Source organism: Melaminivora jejuensis (assembly GCF_017811175.1).
Taxonomy (GTDB): Bacteria; Pseudomonadota; Gammaproteobacteria; order Burkholderiales; family Burkholderiaceae_C; genus Melaminivora; species Melaminivora jejuensis.
On record NZ_JACWIJ010000002.1, the window covers coordinates 2424612 to 2449602 of the forward strand.

Below are 24991 nucleotides of genomic sequence, written 5' to 3' on the forward strand. Positions count from 1 at the left end.
GCGCAAGTGTAGGCGCCGCCCGCGCGGCATTGGCCTGGCGGGCATCAGCCGTGCAGGCTGCCCGCCTGTGCCGCCAGGCGCCGTGCGCTGCCAAAGGCCAGGGTGAAGCCCAGCGCACCGTGGCCGGTGTTCATGAGCAGATTGGCCGGCCCGCCGGGCAGGCGCCCCAGCACCGGCAGCCCCCGGGGCGTCGCCGGACGCAGGCCGGCCCAGGGCGCAGCCCGCTGGTAGTCGCCCCCGGCGGGAAAGACCTCGCGCGCCGTCTCCAGCAGCGCGGCGATGCGCTGCGGGGCGATGGCCTGGTCGCGGGCGTGCGTCAGTTCAGCCATGCCGGCGATGCGCAGGCGCTGGCCCAGGCGGGCAAAGACCACCTTGCGTGCCGCGTCGGTCACGCTCACGGCAGGGGCCGCGCCGGGCTGGCCGTTGGCCGGCACGGTGATGCTGTAGCCCTTGAGCGGCTGCACGAGGGCGCGGCGCGCTACTACAAGGAAAAGGGCTGGATCCAGTAAACCGCCCGCCTCCCTGCAACCCCGCCCCCAGGGGCGAAGCCCTGCCGCTTCGCCCCTTTTTGTTTTGCCGAGGAACGCACCATGGCCTCTGAAATGGACAAGGCCCCCGAGGCCCTGCAGCAACTCGTTGCCGACACCGACACCGGCGGGCGCCAGCCCGCGGGGCTGACGCGCCACCGGATCTTCGGCGTGGCGCTGGCCTGGGCGCTGTTCCAGTACTGGTACGCCTCGCCGCTGCCCTTCGCGCTGGGCTGGGGCATCCTCAACGACACGCAGGCGCGCGCCATCCACCTGTCGTTCGCCATCTTCCTGGCCTTCACCGCCTGGCCGGCCTTCAAGCGCTCGCCGCGCCACTACGTGCCGCTGCAGGACTGGCTGTTCGCCGCCGCCGGGGCCTTCGCGGCGGCCTACATCATGCTGTTCTATGCCGAGCTGGCCAACCGCCCCGGCAACCCGACCACGGGCGACATCGTGGTCGCCTGCATCGGCCTGGTGCTGCTGCTGGAGGCCACGCGCCGCGCCGTGGGCTGGCCCATGGCGGTGCTGGCGCTGGTCTTCATCGGCTACAGCATGGCCGGGCCGTGGCTGCCGGACGTCATCTCGCACAAGGGCGCCTCGCTCAACCGCATGTTGACCCACATGTGGCTGACCACCGAAGGGGTGTACGGCATTGCCCTGGGCGTGTCGGCCTCGACCATCTTCGTGTTCGTGCTGTTCGGCGCGCTGCTGGATCGAAGCGGCGGCGGCAACTACATGATGCAGGTCAGCTTCGCCGCTTTAGGCCACCTGCGCGGCGGGCCGGCCAAGGTGGCGGTGGCGTCGTCGGCACTCAACGGCATGATCTCCGGCTCGTCGGTGGCCAACGTGGTGTCCACCGGCATCTTCACCATCCCGCTGATGAAGAAGGCCGGCTACGGCGGCGTCAAGGCCGGCGCCATCGAGACCATGAGTTCGGTGGACGGGCAGATCATGCCGCCGGTGATGGGCGCGGCGGCCTTCCTGATGGTCGAGTACGTGGGCATCCCCTACTCGGACATCGTCCGCCACGCCTTCCTGCCAGCCATCCTGTCGTACCTGGGCCTGTTCTACATCGTGCATCTGGAGGCGCTGCGCCTGGGGATGCAGCCCATCGCCTTGCGCCGCGCCCGGCCCTGGCGCGACCGCATCGTGCGCAACCTGTTCGGCGTGCTGGGCACCAGCATCGTGGTCGGTACGCTGTACTACGCCATCGGCGCCATGAAGGCGCTGCTGGGCGCAGCCGCGCCCTGGGCCGTGGGGGCGACGGTGCTGGCGCTGTACCTGGTGGCCATCTGGCAGGCGGCGCGCTGCCCCGATCTGCCCGACAGCATCGAGGGCGCCTCCGAGGGCGGCCACCTGCGCGATGCCTGGCCCACGGTGCGCGCCGGGCTGCACTTCATCATGCCGATTGGCATCCTGGTGTGGTGCCTGATGGTCGAGCAGATGTCGCCGTCGCTGTCGGCCTTCTGGGCCGTGACATCGCTGGCGCTGCTGATGCTGACGCAGCGGCCCCTGATTGCGCTGTTTCGCGGCGCGCCGCAGGCCGGCACCTGGAGCGACGGCGGCGCGGCGGTGGTCGAGGGCTTTCACAACGGCGCGCGCAACATGATCGGCATCGGCATCGCCACGGCGACCGCCGGCATCGTGGTCGGCGGCATCACCCTCACCGGCCTGGGCGTGCCGACCACGGCCAACTACATCCTGGTGGCCACGCTGATGGCGCCGGTGGTGGTGGAGCTGGGCGCGCAGGCCGGCATGGTCATTCCCCTGATCGCCGTGCATATGTTCGTCTTCTATTACGGGATCATGGCCGACATCACGCCGCCAGTGGGGCTGGCGACGTTCGCCGCGTCCGCCATCTCGGGCGAAAGCTCGCTGGCCACCGGCATCCAGGTGCGCGCCGACCGCCCCTCGGCGCACTGGTTCTACCTGCCGGCCATCGCCCTGGTGCTGCTGGTGTGGTGGTCGCAGGGCCGGCGCCGGCGCCCCGGGGTGCTGGCGCCGAGCGCGCCCGCCGGGATGGCGGGATAAGCTTTGCTCCTTTTCTAATAGCTAGTAACGCTTGTGCAGCAAGGGTTTAAGATGAAAAACATATGCAAACCCTTGTCCATCAAGCGCTGGCAGCTATCAAAATTGCGCCAGCCCAAGCCCGTCACAGCCGGTGCGTGCGGTCGCCCTGAACGAAGCCCAGCGGCACCCAGGGCGCGCCGCCAGCCCCAGGGCCAGCACCTTGAACAGCTCGCCCATCTCGTGCTCCATGATCAATTTGGCCGCCTGGGCGCGCCCAGCAAGCGGCATAAGCTCCAGTTTCGATAGCAAACCGCAGTTGATCAGGAAGTGTGCCTGACTGGTGTAGCCCAGCACCTGCAGCCCCGCTTCCTGCGCCGCCAGCGCCGCGCCGGTGAAGTTGACGTGCGCCGTGATGTCCTTGCAGCCGACATCGGCCAGCGGGTCGTCGTCCACGCGGTGCGCGCGGTGGCACACCAGCGTGCCAGCGTCGCGCTGCGGGTGGTAGTACTCGGCCTCGGGGAAGCCGTAGTCGATCAGCAACGCCGCACCGCGCCGCAGATGCGCCGCCAGGGTGCGCATGAAGCCCTCAGCCTGCGGGTGGATCTCGGTCAGGTAGTCGTGCGTGCCGGCCACTTCCAGCGGCGGGCGCAGCGCCGTGGGCCGGTCGGCCCAGGCCAGCTGCCCGGCGGCATCCAGCACCACGCCGCGCTCGTGCCAGACGCCGGCGCTGCGCTGCAGCAGCTGCACCGGCATGGCGTCCAGCACCTCGTTGCCGACCACCACGCCCTCGATGGCCGGCGGCAGGCTGTCCAGCCACTGCACGCGCTCGCCCCAGGGAGCCAGGCGCTCGCGCTGGCGCGCCCGCAGGCTGCCCGAGACATCGACGATGCAGTAGCGCTGCAGCGCCACCCCCAGCGCATCGAGCGCGCCCAGCAGCTGCGCCGCCAGCGCGCCGCTACCGGCGCCGAACTCCCAGACCTCGTGCGTGCCGCTGACCTGCAGCGCCTCGCGCACCTGCAGCGCCAGCAGCTCGCCAAAGACCGGCGAGAGCTCGGGCGCGGTGATGAAGTCGCTGCCACTTTGCGGCAGGGCGCCGAACTTGCGCGAGTCGTTGGCGTAGTAGCCCAGGCCGGGCGCGTACAGCGCCAGCTGCATGAAGCGGTCAAAAGGCAGCCAGCCGCCGGCGTCGGCGATGGCCTGGGCCATCCGTGCCTGCAGGGCCGGCGCTACACTCGCGGCCTCGTCGGCCCCGCTGCCGTCCCGGGTTTCGGGCTGCGCCTCAGGCGTTCCGTGCATCCCATGCTTTTCGCGCATCTCGTCTCTCATCTCTCGTGTTTCAGACGCCGATTGTCACCCCGCCATGTCTGCCGCCCCTGCTCCCCGCCCGCGCACCGTCTTGGTGACCGGCGCTGCCCGGCGCCTGGGCCGCAGCATCGCGCTGGCGCTGGCGGCTGCGGGCTGGCAGGTTGCCGTGCATTACCGCTCGTCAGCGCAGGATGCTATTGAAACAGTAGCTGCCTGCGCTGATCTGTCGGGCCTCAGCGGCCATTTTGATGCCGATTTCGAAGACGAGGCCGCAGTGCGCGCCCTGCTGCCGCGCGTGGTGGCGCACTTCGGCGCCGTGGATGCGGTGGTCAACAGCGCCTCGCTGTTCGAGCACGACAGCTTTGCCAGCTTCGGCTACGCCCGGCTGGAGCAGCACCTGCGCAGCAACGCCGGCGCGCCGGTGCTGCTGGCCCAGGCGCTGCACACGCACCTGGAGCAGCGCGCCGGCGCCGGCGAGGCCGAGGTGCAGGGCGTGGTGGTCAACCTGCTCGATCAGAAGCTGTGGAACCAGAACCCGGACTTTGCCAGCTACACCCTGTCCAAGGCCGCGCTGGAGGCCGCCGGCACCATGCTGGCGCTGGCGCTGGCGCCGCGCTGCCGCGTGGTCGGCGTGGCGCCGGGCCTGACGCTGACCAGCCATCTGCTGGAGCAGCAGCGCTTCGAGCAGCTGCACACCCTCAGCCCCCTGGGGCGCTCGTCCACCCCCGAGGACGTGGCCGCCGCTGTGCGCTTTGCGCTGGACAACCGCTCCATCACCGGCACCACGCTGCTGGTCGATGGCGGCCAGCACCTGATGCGCTTCGAGCGCGATTTCTCGCTGATGTGAATTCCGGCGCACGCCGCTGCCGTGCGCCCTTCTCCTTTCCTGGCCACCCCATGCACACTGCCGCCGGCACCCAGATCCTGACCCTGACCGGGCTGCGCTTTGACGCCAGCCTGGGCCTGCTGGCCCATGAGAAGACCGCGCCCCAGCCCATCCAGGTCGATGCCGAGCTGAACCTGGGCCGCCAGCCGCTGCACCCGCCCGACGACGACATCCTGCACGTGCTGGACTACCGCAAGGTGCGCCAGATCATCATCGACGAGTGCCGCGCCGAGCACGTCAACCTGCTCGAAAGCCTGATCGGCAAGCTGGCCGCGCGGCTGATGCAGCTGCCCGGCGTGCTGGGCGTGCGCGTGAAGATCGCCAAGCTGGAGATCTTCGACGACTGCGAGGTCGCCATCCGCGTCGAGACCGGGCAGTGGTGAGGGCGGTGGCCGGGCCTCAGCCCGGCGCCGGCGCGTCGGCGGCCGCTCCTGCGGCGTGCTGCTGCAGGAATTCTTCGAGCTGTGCGATCGGCAGGGGCCGGCTGAACAGATAGCCCTGGAAGAAGCGGCAGCCCCACTGCGCCAGCGCCGCGCGGTGCGCCGGCGTCTCCACGCCCTCGGCAATGACCTCCAGGCCCAGGCTCTCGCCCAGGGCAATCACGGTGCGGGCGATGGCCGCGTCGTTGTGATCCTCCAGGCAGTCGCGCACAAAGCCCTGGTCGATCTTGAGCTGCTGCAGCGGCAGGCGCTTCAGGTAGGCCAGCGAGGAAAAGCCGGTGCCGAAATCGTCCAGCGAAAAGCGCACGCCCAGCGCCCGCAGCGCGTTCATGCGCTCGATGATGTGCTCGATGTCATACATCATCAGACTCTCGGTCAGCTCGATCTTGAGCCGCTCGGCGGGCGCTCCGGTCTGGTGCAGCACCTCCTGCACCGTGGCGACGAAATCATCCTGCTGGAACTGCCCGGCGCTCACGTTGACCGCCATGTCCAGGTGCCGGCGCTGCGGCTGGCGCGCCCACAGCGCCAGCTGGCTGCAGGCGCAGTGCAGCACCCAGCGGCCCAGGGGCACGATCAGGCCGGTCTTCTCGGCCAGCGGGATGAACTCGCCCGGCGAGACCATGCCTGCACCCGGCAGCGGCCAGCGCACCAGCGCCTCGACGCCGACCACGGCGCCGTCGCTGTCGAGCTGCGGCTGGTAATGCAGCACGAAGTTCTGCTGCTGCAGCGCCTCGCGCAGACTGCGCTGCAGGCGGGCGCGGCTGTTGACCTCGGCCTGCATCTGCGGCTCGAACAGCAGCATGGCGCCGCGCCCGGCGGCCTTGGCCTGGTTGAGCGCCAGCACTGCCTGGCGCAGCAGCTCGCGCGGCTCCTGGTGCTCCTGGCCGAGCACGGCGATGCCCACGCCGACACTGATGCTGTGGGTCGTGCCCTCGATGGTCAGCGGCTGGCCCAGCTCGATGGCCAGGCGCTGCGCCAGGGCTTCGGCCTGCTGCGCCGCCGCGCCCAGCGGGGGCGGCAGGTCGGGCAGCAGCAGCAGGAATTCGTCGCCGCCCAGGCGCGCCAGCAAGTCGCCCGGGCGCAGCTGCGCGCCGATACGCTGGCCGACCTGGCGCAGCAACTGGTCGCCATGCTCATGGCCCAGGCCGTCGTTGATGGTCTTGAAGTCGTCCAGGTCGATGCACAGCAGCGCCGCCAGGCGCTGCGTCTGCAGGCAGCGCGCCTGCGCCTGCTCCAGCAGCTGCACGAACTGCTGCATGTTGGGCAGGCCGGTGAGCTGGTCGGTGGAGGACAAGCGCTGGATGCGGTCGTCGGCAGCGCGGCTGGCCGTCACGTCGTGGCAGATCCACAACATGCACGGCTCGCCCCCGACATCCAGCAGGCGTGCGTTCATGAGCACCGTCACCGGCGTGCCGTCGCGCCGCCACAGCTGCTGCTCCCAGCCGCAGACGCCGCCCTCGGCCAGCACCTGGCGCACGAACTGCTCGCGCCGGGGGGCATCGGCAGCGCGCCAGATGCCCAGCTCCAGGCCCGAATGGTGCAGCACCTCGGCGCGCGGCCAGCCGAACAGGCGCTCGAAGCCGGCATTGACCGCCAGATGCACGCCATCGGCCACGCGCGTGATGTCCAGCGCATCCGGGCTGGTCTGGAAGGCCGCCAGGTAGAGCTGGCGGCTTTCCTGCAGCGCCTGCTGGCGCCGATCGATCTCGGTCAGCAGGTGGTTGCAGCCATGCACCAGCTGCCCCAGCTCGTAAGTGGCCTGCGCCGGCAGGGGCTGCAGCGGCGCGCCCTCCTCGGCCATGGCAGCCAGGCGCTGGCCGATGTCCAGCACGGGCCGCAGCGCCCGGCGCAGCATCCACCACACGCCGGCGGCGGCCAGCAGCGTCAGGCCCAGCGCCGCCAGCAGGATGCGCCGCTGCACCGACGCCAGCGGCGCATACACCAGCGCCGTGGGCTGCGACACCAGCACCGCCCAGTCCACCGAGCGCAGCAGCTGCACCGAGGACAGCATTTCGCGGCCCTGCTCGACATGCAGGACGCTGCCCTCGCTGCCCGCCAGCAGGGCGTCCAGGGCCGGGACTTCGCCCGACGCGGGCAGGCTCTGCAGGATGCGCTGCTCGGCATCGGCCACCACGATGGCGCGGCTGGTGCGCCCTACGACCAGGTAGCTGCTGGCCGGCTGGCCGGCGATCTCCGGCAGCAGCTGCAGCAGGCCGGCATCGCGCAGCTTGACCACGCCGACCAGCGCCCCGGCCACCCGGCCATCCGGGCCAGGCACCGGCACGGCGATGGCGACCACGGGCCGGCCCTCGACCAGGCCGGCCATGGGTTCGCTGATGACCGTCTCGCCGGCCAGGGCGCCGACCGTGGCCTGGCTGGCGGCGAACATGCGCCGCTGCCCCTGCAGGTGGGCCGGATAGGAGACGATGGCCAGGCCCTGCGCATCGGTGACGAAGTAGCCACCGCTGAACATCTGCTGCAGCACCGACAGCCGGGGCAGCACGGCCTGCAGCCGCTCCAGGGTCTGCGCCGCGCCCGGCTGTTCGCCCGTGAGCAGGCTGCGCGCCACCGCCTGCAGGGCTCTGCTGCGCTCGGCCAGGGTGCGCTCCAGCTCGCGCGCCAGCAGCGCCGCCAGGGTCTGCTGGTGCGCCTGCAACTGCTCGCGCATGTCCTCGCGCAGCCGGTGGTCGGCATACCAGGCCAGCGCCCACATGCCGGCCAGCAGAAAGCCCAGCATCAGCAGGGCGATGCGCACGGTCAGCGAGTGCGACGGCGGTGGGCGCGATGGCATGGCAGGAAGTGTGGTGGCGCGTTGCGCTGCAATTATGGGCACGGCGGCGGGCGCGCCGGCGCTGCGGCAGCCGGGCCAAAGACCTTGTGCGCCAGGGCTGCAAGCGCGATGCAGGGAAAATCGCCCCCTTGTTCTTTCAGCCCTGCAACGTTCTGCCCCATGAGCACCGCCACCGAATCCCCCTGGCTTGCCGAAGCAACTGCGCCCACCGAAGCCGCCGGCGCCAAACCCAAGATCGAGCGCGAGGCGCACAAGCTGGAAAAGCGCCTGTGCCGCGAAGTGGGCCGCGCCATCCTGGACTTCAACATGATCGAGGACGGCGACCGGGTCATGGTCTGCATGTCCGGCGGCAAGGACAGCTACACGCTGCTGGACATCCTGCGCCGCCTGCAAAAGCGCGCGCCGGTGAATTTCTCCATCGTCGCCGTGAATCTGGATCAGAAGCAGCCCGGCTTTCCCGAACACGTGCTGCCGGACTACTTCAAGAGCATCGGCGTTCAGTTCCACATCGAGAACCAGGACACCTACAGCGTGGTCAAGCGCGTGGTGCCCGAGGGCAAGACCACCTGCAGCCTGTGCTCGCGCCTGCGCCGGGCGATTCTGTACAAGGTGGCGGACGAGCTGGGTGCGACCAAGATCGCCCTGGGCCACCACCGCGACGACATCGTCGCCACCTTGATGCTCAACATGTTCTACGGCGGGCGCATGAAGGGCATGCCGCCCAAGCTGGTCAGCGACGACGGCAGGCACGTCGTGATCCGCCCGCTGTGCTACGTGCCGGAAAAGGACACGGCGCGCTGGGCGCAATACCAGCAATTTCCCATCATCCCGTGCAACCTGTGCGGCAGCCAGGACGGCCTGCAGCGCGTGGCCGTGAACGAGATGCTGCGCGAGTGGGACAGGAAATTCCCGGGGCGCATCGAAAGCATGTTGCGCGCCATGGGCCACGTGGTGACCACGCACATGATGGATCCCCGATTGTTCGACTTCCGCAACGCCCGCGCCACGGGCGTGGCCGACCCCGAGGGCGACACCGCCTTCGACCACGAGGAATTCCCCGCCGCCATGCCCAGCCTGCCGGGGCTGCAGGTGGTGCAGATCGGCTGACGCCCGGCGCCTGCCCGGCCTTGCGTGCGCACAGGGGCGCGGCGCGCCGTCCGGCAGCGGCGACGGCTGCGCCGGCTAGCATGGCGGGCCGAGGAGCCATCGCCATGCCCGAATCCCACCGCCTGACCCGCCTGAACCGCCTGTTGCCCCCCTCCCGCCTGCTGCCGCGCGCCGCGCTGGCCTGCGCGGCGGCGCTGCTCACCGCCTGCGCCGGCCCGCGCCTGGTCGAGAGCGACGTGCGCAGCTACTCCACCCTGAGCGCGCTGCCCAGCCCGCCGACCTACCGCTTCGAGCGCCTGCCCTCGCAGCAGGCCCACCCCGAGGCCATCGCCAGCCTGGAGGCCGAGGCCGAGCGCGCCCTGGCCGGCGTCGGCCTGCGCCGCGACGATGCCCAGCCGCGCCTGCTGGCGCTGATCGGCGCCGAGGGCGGCTATGCCGTGCCGCGCGACTGGCCGTACTGGTCGCACGACCCCTTCCACGCCCGCTTCGGCTGGGGCCTGGGCTGGGGCGGGCGCGGCCCCTGGGGCGGCCTGGGCATGGGCTGGATGATGGACGGCCCGCCGACGCTGTACCACCGCAAGGTCAGCCTGGTACTGCGCGACGCAGCCAGCCAGCAGGTGGTCTATGAGACTTCCGCCGTCTATGAGGACGTGTGGACGCAGGATCCAGCCATCTACGGCGTGCTGTTCCAGCAGGCGCTGAGCGGCTTTCCGCAGCCGCCGCGCACCGAGCGGCGCGTGCGCACCGAAGTGCTGCCGCAGCGCTGATGCCGATGAGCCAGCACGCCACCCGCATCCTGGCCATCCGCCACGGCGAGACCGCCTGGAACGCGGACACGCGCATCCAGGGCCATACCGACATCGCGCTCAACGACACCGGCCTGTGGCAGGCACGCCGTGTGGCACAGGCCTTGGCGCACGAGGACATTGCCGCCATCTACAGCAGCGACCTGCAGCGCGCCTTTGCCACGGCCCAGGCGATTGCCCAGGCCACGCGCGCGCCGCTGCTGGCCGAGCGCGGCCTGCGCGAGCGCGGCTTTGGCAGCTTCGAAGGCCGCAGCTTCGCCCAGGTCGAGCAGGAAAGCCCCGAGCACGCCCGGCGCTGGCGCACGCGCGACCCGCACTACGCACCCGAAGGCGGGGGCGAGACGCTCATCACCCTGCACGCGCGGGTGCAGGAGGCCGTGCAGCGCCTGGCCGCCGGGCACGACGGCCAGCAGATCGTGCTGGTGGCGCATGGCGGCGTGCTCGACATCCTGTACCGCCTGGCCACCCGGCTGGAGCTGCAGGCGCCGCGCACCTGGCAACTGGCCAACGCCGCCATCAACCGCCTGCTGTGGACGCCGCAGGGCCTGGCGCTGGTGGGCTGGGGGACGTGCAGCACCTGGAGGGCGGCGGGCGCGACGAGTTGCACGCCTGATCGGCAGGAACGGCCCGGGGCGTCCACAGCAAGGGCTTGCCCGGCTGTTGCCATCTGCTGCCGCCGCCCACAATCGCCGCCATGTCCCCTGGCCAGATCATCGTTCTCGCTGCCCCGGTATTTTTCCTGCTCATGGCGTTGGAGTGGGTGGTCGATCGCCGGCGCGGGCGGCGCTCGATAGCGCTGGCGGATGCCATCGGCAGCCTGAACCTGGGCCTGCTCAGCCAGACCAGCGCCGGCTTCATGGTGCTGCTCAGCCTGGGCCTGTACACCCTGGTCTGGGAGCATTTCGCGCTGTGGCGCAGTGACGCCTTCTGGACGGCCTGGTACGGCTGGCTGCTGGCGCTGCTGCTGTACGACTTTTGCTACTACTGGCTGCACCGCATGGGCCACGAGGTCGCCGTGCTGTGGGCGGCGCACGCCGTGCATCACCAAAGCCAGCACTACAACCTGTCCACGGCGCTGCGCCAGACCAGTTCTGGCGCGCTGCTGGGCTGGCTGTTCTACCTACCCCTGGCGCTGGCCGGCGTGCCGCCGCTGGTCTTCGTGGTGGTCGGGCTGATCGACCTGCTGTACCAATTCTGGGTACACACCGAGCAGGTCGGGCGCCTGGGCTGGTTCGACCGGTGGTTTTGCAGCCCAAGCAACCACCGTGTCCACCACGCCGTCAACGACGACTATCTGGACAGGAACTACGGCGGCATCCTGATCGTCTGGGATCGGCTGTTCGGCACCTTCCGCGAGGAAGACCCGCGCCAGCCCTGCGTCTATGGCACGCGCGGGCTGCTCAACAGCTGGGATCCGCTGTGGGCCAACGCGCAGGTCTATGCCGGCCTGGCGCGCGACAGCTGGCGTACACGCCACTGGGCCGACAAGCTGCGCGTCTGGCTCAAGCCCCCGGGCTGGCGCCCAGCCGACGTGGCACGCAGCGACCCCAGGGCGCCCTTCGACATCGACGACCTGCCGCTGTTTGCCCCGCCCATGGGTGCGGCGCTACGCGTCTTCGTCGCGCTGCAGTTCGCGCTGTTGCTGGGCGGCGCGGCGGCCTTTCTGTGGCACGTCGAAGGCCTGCCGCGCGCCGAGGCCGTGCTGTGGTTTGCCGCGCTGGCGGCCTGCCAGTGGGCGCTGGCCGCCGCCATGCAGGGGCGCATCGGCATGGGCCTGGCGCTGATGATCGAGGCCGGCGCCCTGGCCACGGCCAGCGGGGCGCTGGGGCTGTGGGAGTGGCACTGGCTGTTCAAGCCGCTGGCCATGATTTTTGCTATTTTTACAGTAGCTGCCAGCGCTTGCCAAATAAGGCCTGGAGCCGTTTTTGACCATGAAAACAAGTCTATCTTCCTGCTTTTGCTGGCCCTCATCGGCTCGCTGGCCGGCGATGTCTTTCTGATGCTCGACGGGACGCTGTTCGATGGCCTGTTCCTGCCCGGGCTGGTGTCCTTCCTGCTCGCGCACGTGGCCTATCTGGGGCTGTTTCGCCAGGGCGCGCCCTGGTTTGCCGCGCCCCGGGCGCTGGGCGCCATGCTGGCCGTGGCGGCGGCCATGTATGCCGTGCTGGTACTGGGCGGGCTGCCGGCGGCGCTGCGCCTGCCGGTGGCGGTCTATGTGCTGCTGATCGCCCTGATGGCCGCGCAGGCGCTGGCGCGCCATGCCCGGCTGGGCGCGCAACTGCCGGGCACGCGGGCCGTGGCCGCCGGGACGCTGTGCTTCGTGCTCAGCGATGCGCTGCTGGCCATCGACCGCTTCGTGCAGCCCCTGCCCTGGGCGCTGGCCTGGGTGCTGGCCAGTTACTACGCCGCGCAGGCCCTGATCGTCGGTGGCATGCTGCGCGCCATCGCTGCGCCGGCAGCTGCTGCGCCGGCGCCGGATGCGCCCGCCCTCCAGGGCGCAGGGGCTTGACAGCTTGACGTATTTTTGCAACAATGCGCGCTTCGTCGTTTTCGGAGTCCCCACGTGGACAGTGCCAGTTCAACCAGCGAGATGAAGCGCGCCGCAAGGGCCGCGCTGCTGGCCGGCTGACCGACTCCCCTGCCAGGCAGCGGGAGCCTTGAGCCGGCCTGCTGCCTTTTTTGTGGATCCAGGCGATCCGCATTCCCCTACTGCCGTCCACCGCCTGCAAAGGCGGTCTGGGCAATGGCGTTTCCATACTCGCTGCGCACCGGCTTTGCCCGACCTGCCGAAGCCGGCCTGGTTGATGCGTACTGCTACGTGGCCCTTCCCGTGCCTGCACCGGAGACCAGCCATGCCAGCCCACCTGAAGCACCTGCACGCCCTGCGCCGCCTCCTGCCCACCAGGGCAAGCGCCGACCCGCAGCCGGCACGCGCACCGGCCCCGCCGCTGATCGAGACCCTGGATCTGGATGCGCGCACCGACTGGCCGACGCACCGCATCCGCAGCTTCCTGACCATGCAGGAGGATGCGCGTGGACGCGGCGGACGCTGAACGGCGATCCGGCCTGCCGGCCATGGCGCTGACGGCGCCTTCAACAGCGCCTTTGCTGTCGCGCCGCTGCCGCCCCCGGGCCTGGAGCGGCCCGGCGGCAGGCAGGGCCAACCCGGCACGCACGACGGTCTCGCTGCGGCGCTCTCCCGTGCATTGGGCACGGCACGAGCGTTGCGGCGATGTCTGGCGTCCGGCCCTTTTTTGCCAACCCCCACGGCCACCGCAGGCCGCGCACTGCCATTGAGGAGGCGCGGCATGTCTGTGGTGGCCCATGCCACTGAACACAAGGAGTTCCTGCCCACATGCCGCATTCCACCGGACGCCGCGCCTCGCACCAGCGCGCCGACCACCGCCGCCTTCCCTCCCACGCCATCGTCCCCAGCAGCGGCAGCAGTGCGCTGGAGCGCGCCATCCTGGCCGCCCTGCGCCAGCGCCGCCCGCAGGTGCTGGAGCGCCTGGCCGAGCAGGCCGGCGCCGGCGCCTTCGCCCGGGTGCTGATGCGCCTGAGCACGCGGCAGATGATGGATGCGCTGTCGCTGCTGCCGCCCAGGCAGCGCGGCGCCGTCTGGGCGCGCCTGTCGCCGGCGGCACGGCGGCGCTGGGGCGGGCTGGCCGCCAGCACTGCCACCCACGCGCGGGGCAGCAGCGCGGCCCAGGCAGAACCAGCAGATCAGGCAGACCAGACAGATCAAGCGGCCCGGCACGCGCGCGGCCTCCTGTCCGGCGCCTGCCATGCTCTGCTGACCGGCGTGACTGGTGCGCTTGGCCGGCTGCGGCGCCTGCTGGCCACGGCCCGGCCCGGCCTGGCGGCCTCGGCCTCTTCCTGAGCTACGCTCAAGGCCGCCGCAGCGTGCCCATCCGGGGCGCCTGCCCGCCATCCCTGCCCCTGCCCGAACGCCCCCGCACTCATCCATGCCGGCCCTGCACAACATCGACCCTGCCGCTACGCTGAACACGCTGGTCAGCCTGTTCTTTGCCTTCGTCTTCGGCAGCGTGATCGGCCTGGAGCGCCAGATCCGCCAGCGCACCGCCGGTCTGCGCACCAACGCGCTGGTGGCCGTGGGCGCAGCGGTGTTCGTCGATCTGTCCATGCGCATGAACGGCGTGGAGGGCGCAGCGCGCGTGGTCTCCAACGTCATCACCGGCGTGGGTTTTCTGGGCGCCGGCGCCATCATGAAGGAGGGCATCAACGTCACGGGCCTGAACACGGCGGCGACGCTGTGGGGCTCGGCTGCCGTGGGCGCGTGCGCCGGGGCCGGCTTCATCGTCGAGGCCGCGCTGGCCACGCTGTTCGTGCTGGCCAGCAACACGCTCTTGCGCCCGGTGGTCAACCACATCAACCGCAGCCCTCTGAGCAGCGCATCTTCCGAAGCGACCTACCACGTCTATGCCCTGTGCCGGCGTGCCGACCAGTCGGACGTGCGCGAGCGCATGGTGCAACTGCTGGATGACGCGCATTACCCCGTGCGCACAGTCCACAAGAACCACCTGGGCCTGCGCGACACGGAAATCGAGGCCGTGCTGTACGCCACCTCGGTGGAGGGCCAGGAGCTGGAAGCTGCCGTGCAGCGCATCGAGGAGCTGCCCGGCGTGCTGCAGGCCTACTGGAACGCTGGGGGGCGCACACGGGTTGAGGGGCGCTTGCGCGGCTTGCGGCGTGCTGGCTTTCTGCACGCCGGTAACGGGTGGTGCGTTCAGCGTTGGACGGCACGGCCGCTTCCACCCAAGGCTGCCTAATCCCTGGCTGCTTCCCACTTATTTCACGAGTTCGGCTGTCCAAACGTGTGGGATCACCTCGCATTGCAGCGTAGAGTAGGCGTGTCGCGCAACGATGCCTCTGCGAGAGCGCGAATCACGATAGGAGTAACCATGATTGATATTCAAAAATGGGCGACAGACGGATATTATTTACTTCCTGAATTCTATTCATGCGCCGAAATCGATAGGGTGCTTGCAGAACAGCGAGCGGCGTGGGATGAGCGCCGTCCACGTATCGTCGCTGACGACTTGGTTACCGGCCACAGATTGCGTATCCAGGATGTGCCCGAGCATGACCGAACAGAGCACCGGTTTAAGGTGAACGACCTATATCTCGAATCACCTATTATTCGGTCGCTAGCCATAAATAGCCGCCTGACTCCGATTTTGAAGAAACTGCTGGGCCATGCGCCGGTCATCTGCAACTCATTGAGCTTCGATAAAGGCAGCAGTCAGCCTGACCACGTAGACGCTTTGTATATGACCCCACGCACGGATGGCCATTTGATCGCCATCTGGGTTGGACTGGAAGATTGTAGTCCTGATGCCGGGCCGCTTCGTTATTACCCGGGTAGTAACAAGATTGCGCCATACCTCTTCTCGACCGGGTCTAGTCACTGCGTGGACAGCGAAATGGAAGCGTGGCAGACATACATGGACTACGAAGTGCAGCGTTTGAAATTGAGCCCTGTAACGTTTCCTGCCAGGAAAGGCGATGTGTTCATATGGAGCGCATATCTTCTGCACGGGGGTGCGCCGATCCGTGACCCTGCGCTCACGCGTCGCAGCCTTGTCTTCCATTATTACAGCGATGTAGACGCACAGCACTTACCTGGTACACGCGTGATTGCAGAAAACGGCGGACATTGGTTGTACCGACCGCATCAGCCGGTTAATGGGAAGCTTGGTGAATTGCCAGTACTGCAATAGGCAATAGCTACGCAGCCACGGAATTTAGAGCGTAGTTGTAGTTACTCAATAACGGGCGTTCTGCAACGGCTGCCGACTGTCAGGTCTTGGCCGCAACCAGACGATACGATGGATCTGAAGTGCCGCCCAACTCAAGCGTTGTGCGGGGACTCACGCAAAACGCAAGGCGCGCATCGCTCAACCTTATTCGGCAAACAGCCCGCCCGAGGCCCGTGGCGGCGCCACGCCCAGATGCCGGTACGCCGCCAGCGTGGCCGTGCGCCCGCGCGGCGTGCGCTGCAAGAAGCCCTGCTGGATCAGATACGGCTCGATCACGTCCTCGATGGTGCCCGACTCCTCGCCGATGCTGGCGGCGATGTTGTCCAGCCCCACCGGGCCGCCGTCGAAGCGGTGTACCACGGCCTCCAAGAGCTTTCTGTCCATGACATCGAAGCCCTGCGGATCGACATCCAGCATGGTCAGCGCCCGCTGGGCGATATCGAGCGTGATGCGCCCGTCGCCCTTGACGTCGGCGTAGTCGCGCACGCGGCGCAGCAGGCGGTTGGCGATGCGCGGCGTGCCGCGTGAGCGCCGGGCAATCTCAAACGCCCCTTCGTCGTCGATGGGCGCATTCAAGAGGCCGGCCGAGCGGCGCACGATGCGCGCCAGTTCCTCGGGCGTATAGAACTCCAGCCGCGCCACGATGCCGAAGCGGTCGCGCAGCGGGTTGGTGAGCATTCCAGCGCGCGTTGTGGCGCCCACCAGGGTGAAAGGCTGCAGATCGAGCTTGATGGAGCGCGCCGCCGGCCCCTCGCCGATCATGATGTCGATCTGGTAGTCCTCCAGCGCCGGATAGAGAATTTCCTCGACCACCGGCGACAGGCGGTGGATCTCGTCGATGAACAGGACGTCATTGGCTTCCAGGTTGGTGAGCAGCGCCGCCAGGTCTTTGGGTTTTTCCAGCACCGGGCCGCTGGTCTGGCGCAGCTGCACGCCGAGTTCGGTGGCGATGATGTGGGATAGCGTGGTCTTGCCCAGGCCGGGCGGGCCGAACAGCAGCACGTGATCCAGCGCCTCGCCGCGCTTTCGGGCCGCGCCAATGAAGATCTCCAGCTGCTCGCGCGCCTTGGCCTGGCCGACGTATTCATCCAGCAGCTTGGGGCGCAGGGCGCGTTCCAGGGCTTCCTCCTGGGGCGATGCCGGCGCGGCGGAAATCACGCGCGCAGAGCGCCCGCCGGGGGCCGGTGGCGGGACGGGGGCGAAGTCGTCAGTCTGTATGGTCATACAGTAAAAGATTGTGCGCGATGGGCCCGCGCCCAAGGTCTATAAGGGCCTTTGGGTAACATCGTTGCCCCTTTTTGCCGGGTTTGCGTGCGCCCCAGCGGCGCCCGGCCTGCCTGATCCCCACCTGATTTCCGTGCCCGGCGCGGCGTGCCCGCCCGCCGGCCACTTTTTTGCACCATGAGCACACCACAGACCTCTCCCCCCTCCTTCCTCAGCCGTATCGCCATTGCGATCGGCAGCTTCTTTGCCATCCTGGGCAATGCCTCGCTGGCGCAGGGCGTGTCGCGCCTGCGCGCCGGCGAGGCGCTGGCCGCCGACGTGCCGCCGCGCGAGGTGCGCGTCGAGGTGCCCGTCGAGAAGATCGTCGAGACTCGCATCGAGGTGCCGGTCGAGCGCATCGTCGAAAAAACCACCGAAGTCCACGCCCCCACCGCCGCGCTGCAGCTGCTGGGCCTGCTGCAGCGCGAGGCGCGCTTTGTCGATTTCGTGCAGGAGGACGTGGCCGGCTACAGCGATGCCGAGATCGGCGCCGCCGCCCGCGTGGTGCACGATGGCTGCCGCAAGGTGCTGGCCGGGCATTTCGCGATCACGCCCGTGCGTGCCGAGAGCGAAGGCAGCCGCATCACGCTGCAGCCCGGCTTTGACGCCGGCGCCGTGCGCGTCAGCGGCAACGTGGTCGGCCAGCCGCCGTTCACTGGCACGCTGGCGCACCGTGGCTGGCAGGCCGGCGAAGTGCGCCTGCCGCAGCTGACCGACCCCCAGGCCGCACGCATCCTGGCGCAGGCGGAGGTGGAGCTGTGAACGCTACCAAAGAAATAGCTACTATCGCTGACCAGGCAACGGTTTCAGCCGAAAATCACCCACAAAACGCCGCTGCCGGCACCCCCCGCTACAGCATCGGTATCGACCTGGGCACCACGCACTGCGCGCTGTCGTTCGTGGACGCCGCCGCCTGCGACGGCGAGCGCGTGGCGCAGGGCGTGCTGGACATCCCTCAGCTCACCGCGCCGGCCAGCGTCGAGGCGCGGCCGCTGCTGCCGTCCTTTCTGTACCTGCCGCACGACAGCGAACTGAGCGCCGCCGAGCGCAGCGTGCCCGGGCTGGCTGGCGGCGATGCGCCGCAGGACTTCATCGTCGGCGAGCTGGCGCGCACGCGCGGCGCGGCCACGCCGATGCGGCTGGTGGCCAGCGCCAAGAGCTGGCTGTGCCATGCCGGCGTGGATCGGCGCGCGCCCATCCTGCCGCCCGATGCCGCACAGGCCCCGAGGGCGAGATCGCCCGCCTGTCGCCCCTGCAGGCCAGCACCGAATACCTGAAGCACCTGCGCCGCGCCTGGGACGCCGCCCACCCGGACGCGCCGCTGTCGGCGCAGCAGGTCACGGTGACCATTCCCGCATCGTTCGACCCGGCGGCGCGCGAGTTGACCGCCGAGGCCTGCCAGGCTGCGGGTTTGGGCCATTTCACGCTGCTGGAAGAACCCCAGGCGGCGCTGTACAGCTGGCTGCAGGCCAGCGGCGGCGCCTGGCGCAAGCAGGTGCGCCACGGCGACATCCTGCTGGTGGTGGACGTGGGCGGCGGCACGACCGACCTGTCGCTGATCGCCGTGCTGGAGCAGGATGGCAACCTGCAGCTGCAGCGCATCGCCGTGGGCGAGCACATCCTGCTGGGCGGCGACAACATGGATCTGGCGCTGGCCTATGGCGTGGCGCGCAAGCTGGCCCAGGAGGGCCGGCAGCTCGACGCCTGGCAGACCCGAGCGCTGGCGCACGCCTGCCGCGCCGCCAAGGAGCAGCTGCTGCAGGACGACAGCGTGCAGGCCGTGCCCGTGGTCGTGCCCAGCCGGGGCGCCAGGCTGATCGGCGCCAGCATCCGCACCGAGGTCACGCGCGCCGAGGTGCTGCAGTTGCTGGTCGAGGGCTTTTTCCCGCACGCCGCCATCACCGACCGCCCGCAAACGCGCGCCCGCGCCGCCCTCACGCAACTGGGCCTGCCCTACGCACAGGACGCGGCGGTGACGCGCCATCTGGCGGCCTTTCTGGCGCGCCAGGTGGGCGCGACGGCGCAGATCGAGGGCCTGGCGCCGCCGCCCGAGGGCGCCAGCTTCGTGCATCCGACGGCTGTGCTGTTCAACGGCGGCGTGCTCAAGGCCGCGCAGATCGAGGCGCGCATCCTGGAAGTGTTGAACGGCTGGCTGGCCGCCGAGGGCGCACCACCCGTGCGGCTGCTCGATGGCGCGCAGCTCGATCTGGCGGTGGCGCGCGGCGCGGCCTACTTCGGCCATGTGGCGGCGCAGGGGCGCGGCGTGCGCATTCGCGGCGGCACGGCGCAGAGCTACTACGTCGGCGTGGAGGGCAACATGCCGGCCATCCCCGGCATGGAGCCGCCGATCGCCGCGCTGTGCCTGGCGCCGTTCGGCATGGAGGAAGGCAGCGAGGTCGAGCTGAGCGGCCAGCAGTTCGGCCTGGTCGTGGGCGAGCCGGTGCGGCTGCGCTTTTTTGGCTCCAGCGTGCGCCGCCAGGATGCGGTGGGCACGCTGCTGGAGTTCTGGGCCGACGAGGAGCTGACCGAGCTGCAGGAGATCGAAGCCACCCTGCCGCCCGAGGGCCGCAGCGCCGGCGAGGTCGTGCCCGTCACCCTGCACGCCCGCGTGAGCGAGATCGGCACGCTGGAGCTGGCGGCGGTGCCGGTGGGCGGCAGCGAGCGCTGGAAGGTGGAGTTCGACGTGCGGGCGGCGGGGCGGCGTAGCCAACCTCTGTGAAGCCTGGCCTCCAGCGGCTGGTTGACTCCCGGCTCCCTCGCCCCTTGGGGGAGAGGGAGCGCGCCTCCGACACAGCACCAGCATCAACCACGCCCCCGCGCAACCGCCCAGGAGTCCGTCCCATGCCCGAGCGCCCCGCCTCCCTCACCACCCCGCCCGACGGCTACGCCCCGTGGCTGGCCGAGCTGCAAACCCGCATCCACAGCGCCCAGCAACGCGCGGCGCTGGCCGTCAACCGCGAACTGGTGCTGCTGTACTGGCAGATCGGCCAGGACATCCTGCAGCGCCAGCAGCAACAGGGCTGGGGCGCCAAGGTCATCGAACGACTGGCGCACGACCTGCGGGTGGCGTTTCCGGACATGAAGGGGTTTTCGCCGCGCAACCTGAAATACATGCGCGCTTTTGCCCAAGCGTGGCCGGAGGCGGAATTTGTGCAAGAGGAGCTTGCACGATTGCCCTGGTACCACCAGCTCGCCTTGCTGGACAAGCTGCCTGGCCCCGAGGCACGCCGGTGGTACGCCGGCCAGATCAAGGACGAACAAGACAACCCGACCATCGGCTTGCTGCTGTGCAAAAGCAGGAACAAGGTGGTGGCCGAATACGCCCTGGGCGGCCTGAACGATCCGGCTGGCGGGCAGACCAGCCATGAGGAGCAGGCAGATACATGACGGCCACCTCCACACACCCCACCCTCCGCTACGCCATCGGCATCGACCTGGGCACCAGCCACACCGCCCTGGCCTTCGTGTCGCTCGCCGCCAGCGCGCAGGACATCCGCCTGCTGCCCCTGCCCCAGCGCATCTCGCCCGCCGAGGTGCAGGGTGAGCCCCTGTTGCCCTCCATGCGCTACCAGGGCGCGAGCGGCGAGTTGCACGAGGCCTGGCGCACCCCCTGGCCGCCGCTGGGCGCGGGCGACGCCGCCCCCGCCGTCATCGGCCACTGGGCGCGGGTGCTGGGTGCGGGCAGCCCGCAGCGGCTGGTGGCCAGCGCCAAGAGCTGGCTGTCGCACGCCGGTGTCGATCGCAGCGCGCCCATCCTGCCCTGGGGCGCGGGCGAGGACGTGGCGAAAATCTCCCCGCTCGACGCCTCGGCCAGCTACCTGGCGCACCTGCGCGCCGCTTGGGACGCCGCCCACCCCGATGCCCCCATGGCGCAGCAAAGCGTGGTGCTCACCGTGCCGGCCTCCTTCGACGAGGGCGCGCGCGCGCTGACCCTGCAGGCGGCGCAACTCGCCGGCCTGCCACCCGTGCAGCTGCTGGAAGAACCCAAGGCGGCCTTCCACGACTGGCTGGTGCTGCAGGGCGAGCAACTCGCCGCACAACTCGCCGCCAGCCGCCTGGTGCTGGTAGTGGACGTGGGCGGCGGCACGACCGACCTGACGCTGATCCGCGTGCAACCCGCGCAGGACGGCGCAGGCCTGCCCCAGCTCACGCGCAGCGCCGTGGGCGAGCACCTGATGCTGGGCGGCGACAACATGGATCTGGCCCTGGCGCACCGGCTGGAGCCGCACTTTGCCGGCGGCGACGGCCAGCGCCTGGCGCCGACGCGCTTTGCCGAGCTGGTGCAGCGCTGCCGCAGCGCCAAGGAGCAGCTGCTGGCCGCCGATGCCCCCGGGCAGCTGCCCATCACCCTGCTGGGCGCCGGCTCGCGGCTGCTGGCGCAGACGCGCTCGGCGGCGCTCACGCGCGAGCAGGTGCAGCAATGGGTGGTCGAGGCCTTTGTGCCGCCTGCCGAGCTGACCGACGCTCCGGCGCGCCGCCAGGGCGCACTGCGCGGCCTGGGTCTGCCGTATCCGGCGGATGCGGCGCTGTCGCGGCACCTGGCGCAATTCCTGAGCCGGCACGCTGCGGACGGCCTGCCCGATACCGTGCTGCTCAATGGCGGCGTGTTCCACGCCCACGCCCTGGCCGAGCGACTGACCGGCCTGCTCGGCCATTGGCGCGGCGCCCCGGTGCGCGTGCTGGCCAACCCGCACCCGGACTGGGCGGTGGCGCGCGGCGCAGCCGCCCATGCGCTGGCGCAGTACCAGGCGCAATACCAGGCCCAGCATCCGGCCCAATCCCCGGAAAAATCCTCATCAAATCAGCCGCAAACCCTTGCTGGACAAGCGCTGACAGCTAGCAAAAGCATAGTCCCCCGCATCGGTGGCGGCTCGGCGCGCAGCTACTGGCTGGTGCTGCCGGGCAAGAGCGGCGCGCCCGCGCGCGGCCTGTGCCTGCTGCCGCGCGGCACCGAGGAAGGCGTACGCCTGGTGCTGACGGGCCGGCGCTTTGCCCTGCGCCTGGGCCAGGCCGTGCGCTTTGCCCTGCTGGCACGCAGCGAGGGCCAGGCGCAGGCCGGGCAGATCATCGCCATCGAGGGCGAGGGCTGGACGGAGCTGCCGCCCGTGGCCACCGCCCTGCCGGCACCGCCCGGGCGCGAGACGGCGCGTGTCGAGGTGCAACTGCAGGCCAGCATGAGCGAGGTCGGCACGCTGGAGCTGCGCTGCGTGGCCGTCGATGACCCGCAGCAGTCGTGGCTACTGCCCTTTGCCGTGCGCGGCGTGGGCGCTGGCGCGGATGCGCGCATACAGGCCGATGCTGCCAACGATGAAGCATCAAAAACCATAGCTGCCAGCACTGACCCCACAAGGGAAACCCGCCAAAAAGACCCAAAGAATCAACCCGGCGGTTCGGACGGTGCCGCCACCGGCCTGCCCGCCGCCCTGGCGCTGATTGAGCGCATCTTCGGCAACCAGGGCCGCGGCGTCGCCCCACGCGAAGTGCGCCAGCTGCGCCAGTCGCTGCAACAACTGCTCGGCCCGCGCGAGGGCTGGGACGTGCCGCTGCTGCGCGCGCTGTTCGACGCGCTGCTTGCGCGCGCGCGCCGGCGCCGGCGCACGCCCGAGCACGAGCGCGCCTGGCTGAACCTGGCCGGCTGGTGCCTGCGCCCTGGCGTGGGTGCCGAGCTGGACGGCTGGCGCATGGCGCAGCTGTGGCAGTTGTACGGGCAGGGGCTGGGGCATCCGGGCGAGCCGGCCAACTGGACGGAATGGTGGGTGCTGTGGCGGCGCGTCGCCGCCGGGTTGGACGAGGCGCAGCAGATGCAGCTGCTCGAAGACGTGGCCGCCTGCCTGCAAAAAGCCGTGCAGCGCAGCGGCAGCGCCCGCGCGCAGTGGGGCAGCTACGACGACATGCTGCGCCTGCTGGCCGCCGTCGAGGCCGTGCCCTGGCAGTACCGCCTGGAGATGGGCCAGTGGATGCTGGCGCGCCTGCAAAAATCCGGCGAGCCGGCGCAGACCTGGTGGGCCATTGGCCGGCTGGCGGCGCGCACGGCGCTGGCCGCCAACGCGCACCGCGTCATGCCGCCGGGCGCGGCGCAGGAGTTCCTGGACGCCGCCCTGGCGCAGGACTGGCGCAAGAACGAGCACGCCATGTTCGCCGCCGTGCAGATGGCGCGTAAAACGGGCGAGCGCACGCTGGACGTGCCGGACGCCGTGCGCGCCGCCGTGCTGGACAAGCTGACCGCCAGCGGCGCGCCCGAGCGCTGGCTGCAGCAGGTGCGCGAGGTGGTGGAGCTGGAGGCGCAAGATCGGCAGCGCAGCCTGGGCGACAGCTTGCCGCCGGGATTGGTGCTGCTGTAGCTGCGCCCCCACTCCTTCCCCTCTGGGGGAGGGAGCAAAGCCGGCAGGACAGACTGACTACCGCGCCAGCGCCTTGAGCGCCAGCTTGATGCCCTCGCTCACCTCGACCTCGGCCGGCAAGGCCTTGAGCGCCGCTGCCGCCTCCTTGTCGCTATAGCCCAGCGCCAGCAGCGCCTGCAGGATGTCGGCCTGGGCGTCGCTCTTGACCTGGGCGCGCGCGCCGCCCATGTCGGCGCCCAGCTTGCCCTTGAGCTCCAGCAGCAGCCGCTCGGCGGTCTTCTTGCCGATGCCGGGCACCTTGATGAGGCGCCCGCCCTCTTGCAGCGTCACCGCCTGCGCCAGATCGGCAACGCCCAGGCCCGACAGCACCGACAGCGCCGTCCTCGGCCCCACGCCGGCCACCTTGATCAGCTCGCGAAACGCCGCGCGCTCGGGCTGCGTGGCAAAGCCGTAGAGCAGCTGCGCGTCCTCGCGCACGATGAAATGCGTCAGCAGCGACACGCTCTGGCCCACGTCCGGCAGGTTGTAGAAAGTGCTCATGGGCACCTGCACCTCGTAGCCCACGCCGTGGCAGTCCAGCAGCACTTCGGGGGATTTTTCTCCAGCAGCGTGCCGGTCAGTTTGCCTATCATGGCTGTCCTCGCTCATTCACTCGTTCATTCGCCTGCGGCGCGCCGGGCAGCGTGCGCCCAGCCGCCGAAAACCATCCAAAAGCCCTCGGGAAATTATCAGCGTGATCCTGCGCCACACCTTCACCCCTCACAACAACACCCGCCTGTCCCACCTGTGCGGCCCGGCGGACGCGCACCTGCGCACCATCGAGGCGGCGCTGCAGGTCAAGATCGCGCACCGCCACGAGCAGTTCAAGGTCGAAGGCCCCAAGGCCGCCGCCACGCAGGCGCTGGAGCTGCTGCAGGCGCTCTACGAGATGGCCGAGCGGCCCATCCGCGACGAGCAGATCCAGCTCATGCTGGCGGGCGATCCGGACATGCCCGAGGACGCCGGCACGCCTGCCCTGCTGGCCACGCGCCGCGCCGACCTGCGCGCGCGCACCACCGGCCAGGGTGCTTACCTGGCCAACATCGCCGCGCACGACATCACCTTCGGCATCGGCCCGGCCGGCACCGGCAAGACGTATCTCGCCGTGGCCAGCGCCGTCGATGCACTGGAGCGCAGTAACGTGCAGCGCATCGTGCTCACGCGCCCGGCGGTGGAGGCCGGCGAGCGCCTGGGCTTTCTGCCGGGCGACATCACGCAGAAAGTCGATCCCTACCTGCGCCCGCTGTACGACGCGCTGTACGACCTGATGGGCTACGACCGCGTGCAAAAGGCCTTCGAGCGCAACGCGCTGGAGATCGCGCCGCTGGCCTTCATGCGCGGCAGGACGCTGAACAACGCCTTCGTGATCCTGGACGAGGCGCAGAACACCACGCCCGAGCAGATGAAGATGTTCCTCACGCGCATCGGCTTTGGCTCGCGTGCCGTGGTCACGGGCGATGTCAGCCAGATCGACCTGCCCAAGGGCTCCATGAGCGGGCTGATCGACGCCGAGCGCGTCTTGAAGCGCGTGCAGGGCATTGCCTTCACGCGCTTCACCAGCGCCGACGTGGTGCGCCATCCGCTGGTGGCGCGCATCGTCGATGCCTACGATGCGCGCAGCGGCACCAGCGTGCGGCGCAGCGCGGGCGAGTGAGCAAATAACTATCTTTTTAGTAGCTGTCAGCGCTTGTCCAGC

The 24991-nt window shown here is 69.9% G+C and carries 16 protein-coding genes and 5 pseudogenes; 16 read left to right on the forward strand and 5 right to left on the reverse strand.

Features of this window, described 5'->3' with window-relative positions:
* Positions 1-44: 44 nt before the first annotated feature.
* On the reverse strand, positions 45-686 hold the full coding sequence (locus tag IDM45_RS11460) for an FAD-dependent oxidoreductase (protein WP_325168971.1): 642 nt from the start codon (positions 684-686) through the stop codon (positions 45-47).
* Here IDM45_RS11460 and IDM45_RS11465 point away from each other — a divergent pair.
* Positions 591-2558 (forward strand): TRAP transporter permease, encoded by a 1968-nt coding sequence (locus tag IDM45_RS11465; RefSeq protein ID WP_209422958.1) that lies wholly within the window; start codon positions 591-593, stop codon positions 2556-2558. The two genes, IDM45_RS11460 and IDM45_RS11465, sit on opposite strands and share 96 nt — an antisense overlap.
* A 121-nt stretch (positions 2559-2679) precedes the next feature.
* Here IDM45_RS11465 and IDM45_RS11470 read toward each other — a convergent pair.
* A pseudogene (locus tag IDM45_RS11470) lies at positions 2680-3743 on the reverse strand (class I SAM-dependent methyltransferase).
* 154 nt (positions 3744-3897) lie between these two features.
* Here IDM45_RS11470 and IDM45_RS11475 point away from each other — a divergent pair.
* Both IDM45_RS11475 and IDM45_RS11480 read left to right on the forward strand, forming a co-directional pair.
* Positions 3898-4689: an SDR family oxidoreductase gene (locus IDM45_RS11475; protein ID WP_209422959.1), complete on the forward strand. Its 792-nt coding sequence runs from the start codon at positions 3898-3900 to the stop codon at positions 4687-4689.
* 50 nt (positions 4690-4739) lie between these two features.
* Positions 4740-5111: a dihydroneopterin aldolase gene (locus IDM45_RS11480; RefSeq protein ID WP_209422960.1), complete on the forward strand. Its 372-nt coding sequence runs from the start codon at positions 4740-4742 to the stop codon at positions 5109-5111.
* Positions 5112-5127: 16 nt separating this feature from the next.
* On the opposite strand, the gene IDM45_RS11485 is transcribed toward IDM45_RS11480, so the two are convergent.
* A complete protein-coding gene (locus IDM45_RS11485) occupies positions 5128-7959 on the reverse strand; it encodes a bifunctional diguanylate cyclase/phosphodiesterase (RefSeq protein ID WP_209422961.1) in 2832 nt (943 codons plus the stop codon).
* 159 nt (positions 7960-8118) lie between these two features.
* Between IDM45_RS11485 and ttcA the strand changes: the two genes are divergently transcribed.
* From ttcA to IDM45_RS11525, 8 genes and pseudogenes are all read left to right on the forward strand, one after another.
* Complete coding sequence (gene ttcA, locus IDM45_RS11490) at positions 8119-9066, forward strand: tRNA 2-thiocytidine(32) synthetase TtcA (protein ID WP_209422962.1); 948 nt, start codon at positions 8119-8121, stop codon at positions 9064-9066.
* Between the two features lie 104 nt (positions 9067-9170).
* Complete coding sequence (locus IDM45_RS11495; protein WP_232653993.1) at positions 9171-9833, forward strand: DUF4136 domain-containing protein; 663 nt, start codon at positions 9171-9173, stop codon at positions 9831-9833.
* Between the two features lie 5 nt (positions 9834-9838).
* Positions 9839-10485, forward strand: a pseudogene (locus IDM45_RS11500) (histidine phosphatase family protein).
* A gap of 81 nt (positions 10486-10566) precedes the next feature.
* Positions 10567-12381 (forward strand): lysoplasmalogenase family protein, encoded by a 1815-nt coding sequence (locus IDM45_RS11505; protein ID WP_209422963.1) that lies wholly within the window; start codon positions 10567-10569, stop codon positions 12379-12381.
* A gap of 343 nt (positions 12382-12724) precedes the next feature.
* Positions 12725-12925, forward strand: a complete 201-nt coding sequence (locus IDM45_RS11510; RefSeq protein WP_209422964.1) for a hypothetical protein — start codon at positions 12725-12727, stop codon at positions 12923-12925.
* A 302-nt stretch (positions 12926-13227) separates the two neighbouring features.
* The gene (locus IDM45_RS11515) at positions 13228-13752 is read left to right on the forward strand and encodes a hypothetical protein (RefSeq protein WP_209422965.1); all 525 of its coding nucleotides are present in this window, start codon (positions 13228-13230) and stop codon (positions 13750-13752) included.
* Between the two features lie 85 nt (positions 13753-13837).
* Positions 13838-14662 carry an MgtC/SapB family protein gene (locus IDM45_RS11520; protein WP_209422966.1) on the forward strand — a complete coding sequence of 275 codons (825 nt, stop codon included), beginning with the start codon at positions 13838-13840 and terminating at the stop codon, positions 14660-14662.
* Between the two features lie 132 nt (positions 14663-14794).
* Positions 14795-15613, forward strand: a complete 819-nt coding sequence (locus IDM45_RS11525; RefSeq protein ID WP_209422967.1) for a phytanoyl-CoA dioxygenase family protein — start codon at positions 14795-14797, stop codon at positions 15611-15613.
* 183 nt (positions 15614-15796) lie between these two features.
* Here IDM45_RS11525 and ruvB read toward each other — a convergent pair whose 3' ends face one another.
* Positions 15797-16876, reverse strand: a complete 1080-nt coding sequence (ruvB, locus tag IDM45_RS11530; protein ID WP_209422968.1) for a Holliday junction branch migration DNA helicase RuvB — start codon at positions 16874-16876, stop codon at positions 15797-15799.
* Positions 16877-17053: 177 nt separating this feature from the next.
* Between ruvB and IDM45_RS11535 the strand changes: the two genes are divergently transcribed.
* From IDM45_RS11535 to IDM45_RS11550, 4 genes and pseudogenes are all read left to right on the forward strand, one after another.
* A complete protein-coding gene (locus IDM45_RS11535; RefSeq protein ID WP_209422969.1) occupies positions 17054-17677 on the forward strand; it encodes a DUF2760 domain-containing protein in 624 nt (207 codons plus the stop codon).
* A 95-nt stretch (positions 17678-17772) separates the two neighbouring features.
* Positions 17773-19634: pseudogene (locus tag IDM45_RS11540) on the forward strand (Hsp70 family protein).
* Between the two features lie 122 nt (positions 19635-19756).
* Positions 19757-20161: pseudogene (locus IDM45_RS11545) on the forward strand (DUF1016 N-terminal domain-containing protein); the annotation flags it as partial.
* Positions 20162-20298: 137 nt separating this feature from the next.
* Positions 20299-23256 carry an Hsp70 family protein gene (locus tag IDM45_RS11550; RefSeq protein ID WP_209422971.1) on the forward strand — a complete coding sequence of 986 codons (2958 nt, stop codon included), beginning with the start codon at positions 20299-20301 and terminating at the stop codon, positions 23254-23256.
* A 57-nt stretch (positions 23257-23313) separates the two neighbouring features.
* Here IDM45_RS11550 and ruvA read toward each other — a convergent pair.
* Positions 23314-23888: pseudogene (gene ruvA / locus IDM45_RS11555) on the reverse strand (Holliday junction branch migration protein RuvA).
* A gap of 101 nt (positions 23889-23989) precedes the next feature.
* Between ruvA and IDM45_RS11560 the strand changes: the two are divergent.
* The gene (locus IDM45_RS11560; protein ID WP_209422972.1) at positions 23990-24949 is read left to right on the forward strand and encodes a PhoH family protein; all 960 of its coding nucleotides are present in this window, start codon (positions 23990-23992) and stop codon (positions 24947-24949) included.
* Positions 24950-24991 lie beyond the last annotated feature (42 nt).